Here is a 13,547-nt window from a genome sequence, read left to right on the forward strand (position 1 = left end):
TGTTTCAATCGAAAAATATTTTTATTCTACAAACTGCACCTCTTGCGAACATAAAAAACGCGTGTTATACTGAAGCCATTAAAAACATTGGAGGTGTCCCCTATGCCCCGTCCCAAAGGAAGCAAGAACAAGACCAAGACCGTAAAAGCAACCGTTGACTTTGCTGCACAGATTGCTGAAAAGCAGTCTGCAAAGGAAGCCGCTGCCGCCGAAATCGCATCCATCACTGCGAATATCGATGCGCTGAAAGCCGACCTGAAAACCAAGAAGGCAGCGCTGAAATCCATCGACAAGGAAATCGCCAGAATCGAGGCTAAAAAGGTCAAAGCGGAAACCAAAGCAGCGGAATCCGCAAAGAAAGCCGAAGCAGAGGATGTTCTGAAAAAGCTGCTGGCCAGCGGCGTGAGCGCAGACGATATCCTCGCAAAGCTGAAGTGATTTAAAATTTCTGACGCAGCAGTTGACGGGAATATCTACGTCGCAAGCAGTGCAACTTGGTACCAACTTGCGATTTTTGAATCGGATTTTTCAAAATCCAAATTCAAAATGCTTGTTGGGCTGTGCCCAAACCCCTTGTGTTCTGCATCCGGTGGATGCAGGCTACGCATTTTTGCAAAATGCTTTTTTGATCTGAGTGCCGATGCCTGTGGTATCGGCACTTTTTGCACAGATAGATTCCCGGAAGCAGAAAATAGTGCTATGCAGCACATCCGGAATTGTGCTATACTTGATTACATAAACCTGTTCGTCCTAAAAAGTTGGAGGTGCTCATGGCTACACGAACCATTTGTTTTCCCATATCCGGCCACCCCTATTGCAAAGAGCAGCCGGTGACGTTCACATGGATAAACGGTAGCAAGCGGCAGAATATCCGTGCCGTCCATGATGCCGTCCATACAACAGACCCGGATGTTTCAATTCTGGAAATCAGCGCTGCATCCGTTCAGCCGGAGGGTGAGGCTGTTTCTTCTCTGCGGCTTCTGCTGCGTCTGGATTCTGTTGCGCAGGATGTGCCCATCAGCACGGTTTTTGAAGCTGCCAAGGTATTTGAACATGGTGGCCCATTCGCTGACCTTCTGACCTGTGCGCCATCCAAAGTCCATAAGGACACTCGGCTGCGAACCAATGGAAAATTGCTGCGCTACTCTCTGGAAGGAAGTGAGTATCCGATAGAGCCGCACCCGGATTCATTTTTTGAGTGGCTCTACTGCCGTGCGTTGAAGCAGTTCCCGGAAAAGGCTGCGCAGCTGAGCAGATATAATGCCTTTTCTGATATTGCTGCCGCAGCGGATTCTAAAAAGTATTATGGCGATTCCTCGCGGGCGGCTGCAATCTATGTAGGGCTTGCAGCCGCTGGAAAACTTCCGTGCATCGATTCCTATGAATCATTCATTGCGGAAGTTTACACGGAGCCAAAGCCCTTGCCCAAGTCTGGAAAATCTGAGACTGCTTCAAAAAAGACACCCGAAGTTTCCGCACCGGCAAAGGAGATTCCGGCAGACGAATCGTCGCAGTCCGATAATGCAAATATTCCGGACGGTGCGCAGATGGAACATATCCTTGAGCTGCCCAAAGCGACCTGTCTGCTCCTCTCTTTGGCAAAAAATGCTGGTCTTTCTGCAAATAATTCCAGTGAGCTGGCGTATAAGGGAAAGGAATTTTTTCTTGACGCTTATCAGAAAGCACTAAAAAACAAAACGCTCCAAATCAATATTCATAAGAACAAGGTCACTTTTCCGATGGAAGAGCATGACAGCGGATTTCATGCGGTCGGAGTACTGACCCGTTCGCCTGCTTGGGAATACGGATGGAAGTTCAACTATCTGGCCGAGAATACATCCGGAGCAGAAAAGCCCGAAGTCAAAGCAAAAATCCAGAAGCCTTTGACCGCATTGGAGCATCTGGAACACTGTGGGTATAAAATCGTTCAGCAGGTCATGCCGGAAAAACTCCCACCGATTGCTGTTCAGCGGATGGCATGGAAAACAGGCGAGGCTCTTTGCGACCCGGTGGTGGTGGATTTCTTGCAATTTATCCGAACGCATATGCAGAGCGACGGCTCTTTTTCGTTCCGCATCCCAAAGGGTGCGTCCAAAAAATCGTTTACCACACTTTCAGAGATTGCTCAGACGTGGGACAAAATGGGACTTTTTGCATCTATTGTGATTTACCCGCAGAATATCGTCTATGAACTTGCGCAAAACGAAACCGTCCGGCATTTTTTGAGCGGAAAGTGGCTGGAGCTTTTTGTAGAGCATCAGGTTCAGCAGATTCTGAACCGCTATCGGGAGGAGCAGGGCGCAGAAGTTTCGGTTTGCTCCAATGTGGTCCTTTCAGAAACGGCATCCGTAGGGAGCACGCACGAGCTGGATGTCGTGTTCTCCATCAATGGAAAATTTTTCTGGGTAGAAGCCAAATCATCCAGCCGAAGCATTGATTATGGAAAGTATGCTTCTCTGTGCGAAAAACTGAACGTGACACCAGAAAGCTTGCTTTTGGTCAACAGCGATTTGTCCGTGGAAGAGTGCGAAGGTGTTTCTTATTTCTGGAATTACCGTGTCGCAAATTGTGCAACGATCACGCAGGAACTGGAAAGCATGATTGCTAAACAAATTGAAAGCACCGGAAATGCTGTTCTGAGTACAGACTGAGCAATAAGCAAAAAAGGCCCTGAGAACCCTGCCGGATAAGCGGCAAAGTTCTCAGGGTCGTATTGTTTATCTGGAATGTTCGGTTTGCTCTGGCTTCTTTTCCTCATTGAAGAAAAGCTCAATATTTTTCTGTGCTCGAAGAAGCTCCTGCATTTCTTCTTTCGCTTTGCGATAGTCCGGGTAGCGTGCTTTCTTTTCTGTCAGCAGCTTGGAATATTCTGCATCCAACTCTTTGACCTTGGGGAGCGTTTTCAAATTAGCTTCATCAAACGCTGCTTTCGCCGCCTTGTGCAGCGTGATCTCTGTGCGGTGCGTTTCCAGAAAGCGCTTGCTGTATCCGGTCTTGCGGTAGGCGTCATAGACCGGTCGCGTCTTGGCGTAGTTGATGATGTGCGCTTTCAGCACCGCGATTTCTGCCAGCCGCTTCTCTGATGCTTTAATGGAATCGCCCAGTTCATGATAGCGTGCAGTAGCAGCGTCCACACGCTCCTGCATTTCCTCGATGCTGCCGATTTTATTTTCCTGTAAGAAGATCAGCGTCCGGGATATTTCTTTTAAGTTGTGCTGCTTTGCCCAGCGGGCAAAACCCGTGCCTTTTCCCTCGGCTAGTTTTGCCTGAATGTCCACCAGCAGTGGAGTTGTAAATAATATGATTGTGGATGTGTTCCCTGTCCGTGTGAGTGGCAACGATAAACGCATATTTGCCCTTGGTGAAGCGCATTGCCAGTTCGTAGCCCACCTTGTTGGCTTCCTCGGCGGTGATCTCACCGGGGCGAAAAGACTGCCGTATCTGATAGGCGATCACATCATTTTTCTGTCTGCGCCCTGTGGCAAGTTCGTATTGCCGCTTGGACAGCATAAATTCTTCGTCTGCGGTCAAGGGGCTGCACTCGTAGCTGCTGACCAGCTCTCCCCTGTTCGTTTTGTCAGGATTCTTCGCGCAGTCCGTGCGGCTTTTCAGGCAGGCCGCAACCGACTTACCCTTGTTCTTGTGCAGCGCGATCAATCTTGTTGCAGCCATTCTGAATCACCTCCCGTGTGACAGCCAATACTTGAGCCACTTTGCTAACGAACACTTGAGCCACTTGTGGCGTTCAAATGCAAAAGATACGCCATGCGGCGCAGCTGCGGCAGATCCAGATACAGGCAATATCCGTCCAGCGCCATTTTTCGCAGATAGGAGCCGATGCTCAAAATTCCGCTGGATTCCATCTTGTTCCGAATCCGTTCCAACTCCGGCTTGCTGACCCGGAAATGGAGTTGCTGGTCGCGGCGGTCGCTCACCGGGCATCACCATCCTTATCATAATAGCTGCGGAACGGTTTGACAGGCTCCGACTGATTGGTCTTTTCCCCCAGTGCAGCCAGCACCGAGGGACGGCGAGGTGTATCCTCGTCCGGTTGTTCTTCCTCCGGGTCATGGCTTTTTTCGTCCACATCCCTCCTTTCAAGCCTTCTCCAAGGCGATTGCCGAGTATATTGGCTATTACAATAACAGCAGAATCCAAGCGAAAACAAAATGGATGCCTCCCCTCTAAATTCAGAGAAGCATCCATAATGGATTCTTAATTATTCAATTTTGATCCAGTGTCCAGAAAACTGGGTACATATCGTTTGCCCTGTACTTTTAATCCAGAATTTTTCCGTCAATGGAGATGGTGACCACCTGCCACGGAATGAACTTTCCGCTGGTCTGCAGTGCCTTTTTTGCTGCCATCTCCAAGCCGCCGCAGCAGGGCACCTCCATGCGGAGGATGGTCACGCTCTGGATGTCGTTGCTACGCAGGATCTCGGTAAGTTTTTCGCTGTAATCCACAGCATCCAGCTTCGGGCAGCCGATGAGAGTCACTTTGCCGCGCATAAACTCCTGATGGAAATTGGCATAGGCGTATGCCGTGCAGTCCGCTGCGATCAGAAGTTTTGCACCCTCAAAGTAGGGCGCATGGATGGGTGCCAGCTTGATCTGAACCGGCCAGTTGCGCAGGCGGGAAACCGGCTGCACAGGGGCAGCAGCTGCGCTTTCTGCGGCCTCCGTCTGTTCCAGCGTCCGCATCCGGGAGCCGGGACAGCCGCCCTCGTGCAGGTGCTTCATCTTCTCCTGCAATTCCTTCTTCTTTTTGTTTTCCTGCACCGCCGCCTCGTCGTAGGCAGGGGCTTCCCGCTCTTCAAAGGTGATGGCACCGGTGGGGCAGCCCGGCAGGCAGTCGCCAAAGCCATCGCAGAAATTCTCCCGCACCAGTTTTGCCTTGCCGTTGATGATATCAATGGCACCTTCATGGCAAGCGGTTGCGCACAAGCCGCAGCCGTTGCATTTTTCTTCGTCAATATGGATGATCTTCCGAATCATATCTATACTCTCCTATTGTGGGTGTTTTTTGCATTTGCAGGTTTATTATAGTATACTAAAGGCAACTTGTATGTTTGAATTCCAACAAGGAGGGCTTTTATGCAAAAATATCTGCCTGTTCTGCGGAACTGCCCCTTCTTCACCGGGCTTACCGACGATGAGATTTTGTCCATCCTGCACTGTGTCAGTGCAGCGACAATCACCCGGCCCCGGGGCTCCTACATTTTCCGTGCCGGAGATTCCACGGAGGTCATGGGGCTTATGTTGTCCGGCTCCACCCTTGTGATACAGGAGGATCTTTGGGGACACCGCAATATCCTGTCCAAGTGCAATACCGGAGACTTTTTCGGCGAGCCTTACGCCGCCACCCCCGGTGCCATCCTGAACATCAGCGTGGTGGCAGAGGAGGATTGCGAGATCCTGCTGCTGAACGTCAAGCGGCTGCTCACCGCCTGCCCCACCGCCTGCGACCATCACCAGAAACTCATCCGCAATCTGGTCAGTGTTCTGGCAAACAAAATACTGCTTTTTAACGATAAGATCACCCATGTCAGCAAGCGCACCACCCGGGAAAAGCTGCTATCCTACCTGTCTGCCGAGTCCATCCGGCAGTCCTCCCTCTCCTTTGACATTCCTTTTGACCGTCAACAGCTGGCGGATTTTCTCTGCGTGGAACGCGCCGCCATGTCGGCAGAGCTTTCCAAGCTGCAAAAGGAAGGGCTGCTGGTCACCAAGCGGAATCATTTTCAGTTATTGACCCGCTGACAGCCTGGCACATTGCCTGCAAGCACCGGCTCCCTTGCGGAAGCCGGTGCTTTTTGCAGTTGCACTTTTTCCGGGAGATTATTATACTTATAAAAAAGACCGGGTGCTGCAAGGACAGGAGGGAAAGCGTATGGCACGGAACAAAACCGCGCAGGGCGGTATATCCCTGTGCCGCAAGGTCACGGCATGGCTTGCCGCGATTTTGCTGGTCACCATGCTTTCCACTGGCATTGCTACCATGGCAGGTCAGTGGACGGTACGCTCCTTTGATACGCTGCTGGCCGACAACGCCGTCTGCTACACGGTGCAAAACGCCCTCAAGGACGAAACACAGGCCTTTGCACGCTATGTGCGTCAGCCTACTTCTGAAACGGAACAGGCCTATACCGCCGCCTGCACCGCTTCCGAGCAGAGCCTTGCGGCCCTGCCCTTCGATTATGCCCGCATCGGCGAGGAGCGCTATGCCCGCACATGGAATCTTTTGCAGGGGTACGCGGGTTACCGGCAGGAGCGGGATGCTTTTTTGCAGCTTTCGCCCTCGGCAGATACCTATATTGAACAGATGTACCATGTGATGGCGCTGCAGGACTACCTTGCCGCGTATGCGCTGCGGCTGACACAGGCCACGCTGGAACAGGAAAACGCCCTTTACAGCAGCACGGCGGCTCACATCCGGCATCTGCCGTGGCTGTATCTGGGGCTGTTCCTGACGGCAGCCGCGCTGGTGCTGCTGCTCATCCGGGTGCTGAGCCGCGCGGTGGTGCGTCCGCTGCTGCGGTTGGCACAGGCTTCCCACAGCATTGCCGAGGGCGATTTTTCCAGCCCGGACCTACCGGTGAAAAGCAGCGACGAAGTGGGGCGGCTGACGGGAACCTTTAACCAGATGAAGCATGCCATGGCGCAGCAGCTGACCACCCAGCAGGCCTTGCACCGGGAAGAGGTGCGGAACCTTGCACTGGAAAAGGATCTGGAGCACACCCGGCTGGAGGTGCTTAAAAGTCAGGTGAATCCGCATTTTCTGTTCAACACCCTGAACATGATCTCCTGCATGGCGCGGCTGGAGGATGCTTCCACCACCGACCAGATGATCGTGCATCTGGGCAGTTTGTTCCGGCACAACCTGCGCACCAAGCGTCAGCAGATCACGCTGGAAGAGGAACTGGACGGGCTGGAGGACTACATTTATTTGCAGCAAATGCGGTTCGACGGACGCATTACCGTTGAAAAAAGCATCCGGGTGCAGCCTGCGGCGGTTTTGGTGCCGTCCTTTATGCTGCAGCCGGTGGTGGAAAACGCTTACTCGCATGGGCTCAAGTCCCGCGAGGAAGGCGGACGCATCCTGCTGCGGGCATGGATGCAGGGCAAGGTGCTGGTGCTCACGGTCGCGGACAACGGCAAGGGAATGACCGCAGAGGAACTGGACGCTGTGCAAACTAAAATTGCGCAGAGCGAACAGACCGGCCGCAGCATTGGCCTTGGCAACATTTCCCGCCGCATCGGGATGCTGTATCCGGGCGGTAAAATGCAGGTGTACAGCCGCGCAGGTCACGGTACTGTGGTGCGGTTTGAGCTCCCGCAGACGCAGCAGCCGGAAGAAAAGGAGGAGACGCTCTCGTGAAGTGCAAATTGCTGGTGGCAGAGGATGAATTGATTGAGCGCAAGGTGCTGTGCCGGACTTTGCAGAAGTATCTGGGAGACCTGATCTGCCTGTATGAAGCCAAAAACGGCAGAGAGGCTCTGGAAATTTTTGCCCGCGAAGCGCCGCAGGTGGCTGTGCTGGACATTGAAATGCCGGGTCTCACCGGGCTGGAAGTGGCACGCAGCATCCGCGAAACGGACAGAAATTGCGCCATCCTGTTCCTGACCGGCTTTGATAAGTTCGACTATGCACGGCAGGCGATCTCTGTACGGGCGATGGACTATCTGCTCAAGCCTTACAACGAGCAGGAGCTGGTATTCGCGGTGGAGGATGCCATCCGGCAGGTGTCGGTGCCGCTGCCTGCCCGCCCGGCACAGCCCCCTGCGCCTGAACAGCCCCTCCGCCGGGAAGAGGACGAGGATATGCGTACCGCCATCATCCGTGTCGAGATCAGCCGCTTTATCGACGCCCACTATGGGGAGGATATCTCCATGCAGGATGCTGCCGCCGCGCTGCGCTACTCCGACGCCTACTTCTGCAAGCTGTTCAAGCAGTGCTTCAAGGTGAACTTTTCGGCCTACCTGAACGAATACCGGGTGAACAAGGCGCGCCAGCTGATTTTGGACCCGCGCCTGAGCCTGAAGGATATCGGCGCTGCTGTGGGTTACAGCGACGCCAACTATTTTACAAGGGTGTTCAAGCGCCTGACCGGACAGACCCCTTCGGAATACCGCATGGCCGCAGTGGAAAAGGCGGTACAAGGATAAATCGGATATAAAAGAAGCACTCGTTCTTTCCTGCCTGTCAGCAGGAGAGGAACGGGTGCTTTTTATTTTTGCCAGTTTCTTTCGTCCAAAAAACATAAAAATTGTACTTGGATACAACAAAGACAAAATCGTGCTGCGTTTCGCAAAATAATCTGGTTTCGCAAAAATGAACGAGTTGTTAAAATAAAATCATAGAAAAACGCGAAAAGAGAGGATGCCATTCATGAAGAGAAGAATGTTTCTGTCGCTGATGGGCGCGGCGGCACTGACCAGCAGCATGATGCTTACCGGCTGCGGCGCCGGCTCCGGTGACGACCGCAAGATCGTGCGCATCGGCCATGTGCAGTCCCAGACCCACCCGGATCATCTGGGACTGGAAGCCTTTGCCAACTATATCAACGAGAAGCTGGGCGACAAGTACCGCGTGGAGGTGTACCCCAGCGAGCTGCTGGGCTCCCAGACCGAAATGGTGCAGCTGACCCAGACCGGTGCCATCGACTTTGTGGTGGCGTCCAATGCCATCATGGAGACCTTCAGTGCCAAATACCAGATCTTCAATCTGCCTTACCTGTTCTCCAGCGTGGAAGCCTACCACGAGGCCATGGACGACCCCGAGGTGACGGACCCCATTTTCAAGACCACCTCGAAGGCCGGTCTGGAAACGGTGGCATGGCTGGATGCCGGCACCCGCAACTTCTACACCATCAAGACCCCCATCAACCAGCCCTCCGACCTGAAGGGTCTGAAGATCCGCGTGCAGCAGTCGCCTACCAACGTGGAAATGATGCGTCTGCTGGGCGGCACCGCGACCCCCATGGGCTTCGGCGATGTGTACACCGCACTGCAGGCCGGTATTCTGGATGGTGCCGAGAACAACGAGCTGGCTCTGACCGATAACGGTCACGGCGATATCTGCAAGTATTACTCCTACGATATGCACCAGATGGTGCCGGATCTGCTGGTGGCAAACTACGCCTTCCTGAACGAGCTCAGCGATGAGGAGCGCGCGATCTTTGAAGAAGGTTTCCAGATCGTGAAGCGCACCGAGCAGGACGCCTGGGAGGATGCTGTGGCTGAGGCGAAAGATAAGGCCGAGAATGAGCAGCACGTCAACTTTATTTACCCGGACACTGCACCGTTTCAGGAGGCTATGGCTCCCCTGCACGATTCCGTGCTGGCAGCAAACCCGGACTTGCAGCCCATTTATGACCTGATCCAGCAGCACAACGCTGCCCATACTGCGGACTGAGGAGGAGCATCATGGAAAAACTGAGAAATACCCTGAACAAGGTGCTCAACCTGCTGGCAGGTCTGAGCATGACGGTCATGGTGGTGCTGACCACCTATCAGGTCATCGTACGTTATATCTTCAACTCTCCTTCCACATGGTCGGAGGAGCTGGTGGGTTATCTGTTCGGCTGGAGCACCATGCTGGGTGCCACCATCGTCTCCGGCGAGCGCGGCCACATGAACATCCCCGTGCTGGTGGACCGGTTCAGCCCCACCATGCGCAAGGCGTTCCACATCTTTGCCGAGGTCATCGCCTTCCTCTTCTCTGCGACCATTCTGGTGTTCGGCGGTTTTCAGGTGTCCCAGCTGGCTATGGGACAGCAGACCTCCTCGCTGGGCGTTGCCGTGGGCGTGTTCTACTGGGTCATGCCCATCTGCGGCGTGATCATTCTGGTGTATTCCGTGCTGAACATTATCGGCATCGCCAACGGCTCCATCTGTCTGGATACCCCGGAGGATGCAGACTTTGCAAAGGTGGAAGCCGAAATGGCTGCCGATGCCGACAAGGAAAATAAGGAGGACTAAGCTGTGGCAATTCAAGCGTTACTCGTAATTCTGGCAGTGCTGCTGGTGCTGCTGTTCCTCGGCGTGCCCATCTCGTACGCCATTGCAGTCTCTTCCCTGACTGCCATCCTTTCTTCCATTGATCTGAACGTTGCCGTGCTGACCGCTGCCCAGCGCACCTTTGTGGGCATGAGCAAGTTCAGTCTGACCGCCATCCCGTTCTTTATTCTGGCCGGCAACATCATGAATCAGGGCGGCATCGCCAAGCGTCTGGTGGATTTCGTCATGGCCATTCTGGGCAAGATGCCCGGCGCACTGCTGGTGACCAACATCGGCACCAACGCCCTGTTCGGCGCCATCTCCGGCTCTGCATCTGCTGCGGCTGCTGCCGTTGGCTCCATGATCCGCGACGGTGCCGACGAGCAGGGCTACGACCCCGCCGTGACCGCTGCCACCAACGCCGCTTCCTCCTGCTCCGGCCTGCTGATCCCGCCGTCCAATGCCCTGATCACCTACTCGCTGGCGTCCGGCGGCACCTCTGTGGCTGCGCTGTTCATGGCGGGTTACATTCCCGGTATCATCTGGGCGCTGTGCTGCTGCGTGGTGGGCGTGCTGCTGGCGATCAAGCTGGGGTACAAGGGCACACCCGGCAAATTTGACTGGAAAAACCTCGGCGTCTGCACCCTGCGCGCTCTGCCTTCCCTGTCCCTGATCATCGTGGTCATCGGCGGCATCATCGGCGGTGTGTTCTCTGCAACCGAAGGCTCTGCCATTGCCGTTGTCTATGCACTGGTGCTTGCCTTCTGCTACCGCTCCATCAACCTTAAAAGCCTGTGGAAGATCATCGTGGACTCTGCCAAGATGTCCGGCATGGTGGTGTTCCTTGTGGGTGTTTCCAACATTCTGGGCTGGGTCATGGCCTTTTTGCAAATCCCGGATGCTGTGGCGGCAGCCCTGCTGAGCCTGACCAGCAACAAGTACATCATCCTGCTCATCATGAACGTGATCCTGCTGGTGTCCGGCACCTTCATGGATGTGACCCCGGCCATCCTCATCTTCACCCCGTTGTTCCTGCCCATCTGCCAGAGCTTTGGCATGAGCACCATCCAGTTCGGTCTGATCCTCGTGTATAACCTGTGCATCGGCAACATCACCCCGCCTGTGGGCAACGCACTGTTCGTGGGCATCAAGGTGGGCCGCACCTCGCTTTCCAAGGTCATGCCGTATATGCTTATGTACTATGTGGCCATCATCGGCGGCCTGCTGCTGGTCACCTTTATCCCGGCAGTGTCTACCGCACTGCCGCAGGCAATGGGCCTGATGTAACTGAGACATCTCCTTCTTGTTCTTATTCTTCTTCTCCTAAAAAGGCGGTACCTGCTTTGCGGCGGGTACTGCCTTTTCCTATCTCTTGCACAAAAGCAGTCTTGTGCGCTATACTATCTGCAAAGGGAGGGAGACACCATGCGCAGACGGACCTTTTTAGCCGGTCTGGGCTTTGCAGCCTTGCAGCTGGCAGGCTGTGCCGCAAAGCCGCAGACCACACCGGACTATGTGCTGACCTATGCCGACAACCAGCCCGCCGGGTACCCCACCACACAGGGCGCGCAATATTTTGCGGACCTTGTGCAGCAGCAGACCGGGGGCAAGGTGGTCATTCAGGTCAAGGCGAACGGCGAGTACGGCTCGGAACAGCAGGTGTGGGAACAGCTTGCCATTGGCGGCGTAGATTTTGCCCGTGTGTCGCTTTCGGTGGCCACAGACGATCTGCCCCGGCTCAACGTACTGCTGCTGCCGTATCTCTACCGGGATGCCGACCACATGTGGCGCGTGCTGGATGGCAGCATCGGGGCAGAGTTTTTGCAGGACTTTACCGCACAGGGACGGGTGGGGCTGAGCTGGTACGACGCGGGTGCTCGCTCGTTCTATGCCCGTCAGCCGGTGCGCAGCCTGAACGATTTACAGGGCAAGACCATCCGCGTGCAGAACTCGCAGATCGTGATCGACATGATCCGTCTGCTGGGTGCAGTGCCGGAGACCACGGCGTACAGCGACGTATACTCGGCGCTTGAGACCGGGCAGATTGATGCCGCCGAAAACAACTGGCCGGCCTACTATTCCATGGAGCACTACAAGGTGGCGCGGTACTATATGGCCGATGAGCATAGCCGCGTACCGGAGGTGCAGCTGGCTTCCGGACGCACATGGGATGCACTGCCGGAGGAATACCGGCAGATCCTGCAGGCGTGCGCCCGGACATCGGCGCAGTACGAGCGCCAGCTCTGGGCACAGGAGGAAACAGCTGCCCGAAAAGCGGCATTGGCTGGCGGTTGCCGGGAACTGCCGCTGCCCGAGGAAGAAATGCAGAACTTCCGGCAGCTGGTGCAGCCGCTATACCGGAAACATTGCGCCGACTATCTGCCGCTGGTGGAGGAGATACAGGCAGAGTGACAACAGAGAAAGGGACGAGTCAAGTAAAAAGGCTCACAGCTTTGAGGTTATGCTGCATGGAAAGACGCTGCCTGTGCAATGTTGCAAGAGATGATCTTGCAGAACCGCAATCACCCCAGCATCATCCTGTGGGGCGTGCACATCAACGAGAGCGTGGATGACGATGCTTTCTATAACCGCACCAACAAGATCGCCCACCAGTGATCTGTACCCCTAATACTGGACACCCAGTATTAGGGGTACAGATCAGGTATACCGCTCAGGAAATGGGGCGGTTCTTTTTTTGTGCGGCAGCTTCTGCTTTTTTATTTGCTGTGCCCCCTGCATGTGCCGACAGTTCCATTCCACCTTATTCTTCCCCCGTAGAAGATCGTTTTTGCCCGCCGTATTTGTGCCCGCAGGGTCGCCCAGCTTTCCCGAAAATGGCTGCCTGTTTTGCCGAAAGGTCGTACTATGCCCGGAAAAAAAGCATTGAAATACCGCTTCGGCCATTTATTCTGCCGTTTCTTACCGATTTTACAATGTTTTTTGCAAAAAAGGCTTTACAAATGAATTTCAAAAACATATTATATAATTATAGGTTCAACTTCTTTACGCAAATAGTTTCGTACCGGTTCGTATGGGGCAGCCGGGTCTGTGCTTTTTGCACTGCTTCTGCCTTACGATAGATCATTGGAGCCCGCTGGTGCAGCCCCGCTGCACCAGATCAAATACAGAAGGAAGGTTATGCATCATGCCTGAAAAGAAAGTTTCTGCTCCCGCAGCCGATGCTCCGGCTGCCGAGGGCAAGACCCGCAAATCCACCAAGGCTCCCGCCCGCCGTGGCCGCCCGCCGCTGGCACCTGAGCTGTATGTAGAGATGGGCGGTGAGCAGTACAACATCACCGACATCATCGACCGCGCCAAGGCAGACTACCGCACCACCCACAAGGTCGGTGTGCAGTCCTGCAAAGTGTACGTCAAGCCCGAAGAGGGCGCAGCTTACTACGTCATCAACAAATTCTCCGGCAAACTGGATCTGTAATTTTTTCACAGGGTCACAGGCAGCACCGCACTGCTGCCGCGCCCGCTATTCCCACAATAAGGTTCCATCAATCATAACCCCGCGTGAAAACGCGGGGTTTGCAGAACGGC

General features: G+C 54.5%; 13 protein-coding genes and 2 pseudogenes. 11 read left to right on the forward strand and 4 right to left on the reverse strand.

Features of this window, described 5'->3' with window-relative positions; all coding sequences use genetic code 11:
• Positions 1 to 102 precede the first annotated feature (102 nt).
• Positions 103 to 438 (forward strand): hypothetical protein, encoded by a 336-nt coding sequence (locus DXB44_RS12990; RefSeq protein ID WP_015537713.1) that lies wholly within the window; start codon positions 103 to 105, stop codon positions 436 to 438.
• A 332-nt stretch (positions 439 to 770) separates the two neighbouring features.
• Positions 771 to 2,651, forward strand: a complete 1,881-nt coding sequence (locus DXB44_RS12995; protein ID WP_118658985.1) for a hypothetical protein — start codon at positions 771 to 773, stop codon at positions 2,649 to 2,651.
• A gap of 66 nt (positions 2,652 to 2,717) precedes the next feature.
• On the opposite strand, the pseudogene DXB44_RS13000 reads toward DXB44_RS12995, so the two are convergent.
• The 4 genes and pseudogenes from DXB44_RS13000 to DXB44_RS13015 form a co-directional block, all read right to left on the reverse strand.
• Positions 2,718 to 3,672, reverse strand: a pseudogene (locus DXB44_RS13000) (relaxase/mobilization nuclease domain-containing protein).
• 44 nt (positions 3,673 to 3,716) lie between these two features.
• Entirely contained in the window at positions 3,717 to 3,935 is a 219-nt protein-coding gene (locus DXB44_RS13005) for a hypothetical protein (protein ID WP_118658986.1), read from the reverse strand.
• The gene (locus DXB44_RS14675; protein ID WP_199680617.1) at positions 3,932 to 4,087 is read right to left on the reverse strand and encodes a hypothetical protein; all 156 of its coding nucleotides are present in this window, start codon (positions 4,085 to 4,087) and stop codon (positions 3,932 to 3,934) included. Before DXB44_RS14675 ends, DXB44_RS13005 begins: the two co-directional genes overlap by 4 nt.
• A 190-nt stretch (positions 4,088 to 4,277) precedes the next feature.
• Positions 4,278 to 4,997 (reverse strand): 4Fe-4S binding protein, encoded by a 720-nt coding sequence (locus DXB44_RS13015; RefSeq protein WP_118658988.1) that lies wholly within the window; start codon positions 4,995 to 4,997, stop codon positions 4,278 to 4,280.
• A 99-nt stretch (positions 4,998 to 5,096) separates the two neighbouring features.
• Between DXB44_RS13015 and DXB44_RS13020 the strand changes: the two genes are divergently transcribed.
• The 9 genes and pseudogenes from DXB44_RS13020 to DXB44_RS13060 all read left to right on the forward strand — a co-directional run bounded on the left by DXB44_RS13020 (position 5,097) and on the right by DXB44_RS13060 (position 13,437).
• Positions 5,097 to 5,762 carry a Crp/Fnr family transcriptional regulator gene (locus tag DXB44_RS13020; RefSeq protein WP_118658989.1) on the forward strand — a complete coding sequence of 222 codons (666 nt, stop codon included), beginning with the start codon at positions 5,097 to 5,099 and terminating at the stop codon, positions 5,760 to 5,762.
• Between the two features lie 130 nt (positions 5,763 to 5,892).
• A complete protein-coding gene (locus DXB44_RS13025; protein ID WP_118658990.1) occupies positions 5,893 to 7,380 on the forward strand; it encodes a sensor histidine kinase in 1,488 nt (495 codons plus the stop codon).
• The gene (locus tag DXB44_RS13030) at positions 7,377 to 8,168 is read left to right on the forward strand and encodes a helix-turn-helix domain-containing protein (RefSeq protein ID WP_118658991.1); all 792 of its coding nucleotides are present in this window, start codon (positions 7,377 to 7,379) and stop codon (positions 8,166 to 8,168) included. The genes DXB44_RS13025 and DXB44_RS13030 overlap by 4 nt, the downstream gene beginning before the upstream one ends.
• Before the next feature lie 214 nt (positions 8,169 to 8,382).
• Positions 8,383 to 9,417 (forward strand): TRAP transporter substrate-binding protein, encoded by a 1,035-nt coding sequence (locus DXB44_RS13035; protein WP_118658992.1) that lies wholly within the window; start codon positions 8,383 to 8,385, stop codon positions 9,415 to 9,417.
• 11 nt (positions 9,418 to 9,428) lie between these two features.
• Positions 9,429 to 9,983, forward strand: a complete 555-nt coding sequence (locus tag DXB44_RS13040; protein WP_118658993.1) for a TRAP transporter small permease — start codon at positions 9,429 to 9,431, stop codon at positions 9,981 to 9,983.
• Between the two features lie 3 nt (positions 9,984 to 9,986).
• Positions 9,987 to 11,288: a TRAP transporter large permease gene (locus DXB44_RS13045; RefSeq protein WP_097778576.1), complete on the forward strand. Its 1,302-nt coding sequence runs from the start codon at positions 9,987 to 9,989 to the stop codon at positions 11,286 to 11,288.
• A gap of 138 nt (positions 11,289 to 11,426) precedes the next feature.
• Positions 11,427 to 12,413 (forward strand): TRAP transporter substrate-binding protein, encoded by a 987-nt coding sequence (locus DXB44_RS13050; protein WP_118658994.1) that lies wholly within the window; start codon positions 11,427 to 11,429, stop codon positions 12,411 to 12,413.
• 66 nt (positions 12,414 to 12,479) lie between these two features.
• Positions 12,480 to 12,617 (forward strand): annotated as a pseudogene (locus DXB44_RS13055) (glycoside hydrolase family 2 TIM barrel-domain containing protein); the annotation flags it as partial.
• Positions 12,618 to 13,146: 529 nt separating this feature from the next.
• Positions 13,147 to 13,437 (forward strand): DUF6465 family protein, encoded by a 291-nt coding sequence (locus DXB44_RS13060; RefSeq protein WP_118658995.1) that lies wholly within the window; start codon positions 13,147 to 13,149, stop codon positions 13,435 to 13,437.
• The last annotated feature ends 110 nt before the right edge of the window (positions 13,438 to 13,547 follow it).

The organism is Faecalibacterium sp. OM04-11BH (assembly GCF_003482185.1).
Lineage (GTDB): Bacteria > Bacillota > Clostridia > Oscillospirales > Ruminococcaceae > Faecalibacterium > Faecalibacterium tardum.

Excerpts from the sequence above, each read along its gene's own strand:
- DXB44_RS13060 (WP_118658995.1), top strand. The coding sequence starts at position 13,147 with ATGCCTGAAAAGAAAGTTTCTGCTCCCGCAGCCGATGCTCCGGCTGCC.
- DXB44_RS13040 (WP_118658993.1), top strand. The coding sequence starts at position 9,429 with ATGGAAAAACTGAGAAATACCCTGAACAAGGTGCTCAACCTGCTGGCA.
- DXB44_RS13020 (WP_118658989.1), top strand. The coding sequence starts at position 5,097 with ATGCAAAAATATCTGCCTGTTCTGCGGAACTGCCCCTTCTTCACCGGG.
- DXB44_RS13025 (WP_118658990.1), top strand. The coding sequence starts at position 5,893 with ATGGCACGGAACAAAACCGCGCAGGGCGGTATATCCCTGTGCCGCAAG.
- DXB44_RS13050 (WP_118658994.1), top strand. The coding sequence starts at position 11,427 with ATGCGCAGACGGACCTTTTTAGCCGGTCTGGGCTTTGCAGCCTTGCAG.
- DXB44_RS12995 (WP_118658985.1), top strand. The coding sequence starts at position 771 with ATGGCTACACGAACCATTTGTTTTCCCATATCCGGCCACCCCTATTGC.
- DXB44_RS13035 (WP_118658992.1), top strand. The coding sequence starts at position 8,383 with ATGCCATTCATGAAGAGAAGAATGTTTCTGTCGCTGATGGGCGCGGCG.
- DXB44_RS13015 (WP_118658988.1), bottom strand. The coding sequence starts at position 4,997 with ATGATTCGGAAGATCATCCATATTGACGAAGAAAAATGCAACGGCTGC.
- DXB44_RS12990 (WP_015537713.1), top strand. The coding sequence starts at position 103 with ATGCCCCGTCCCAAAGGAAGCAAGAACAAGACCAAGACCGTAAAAGCA.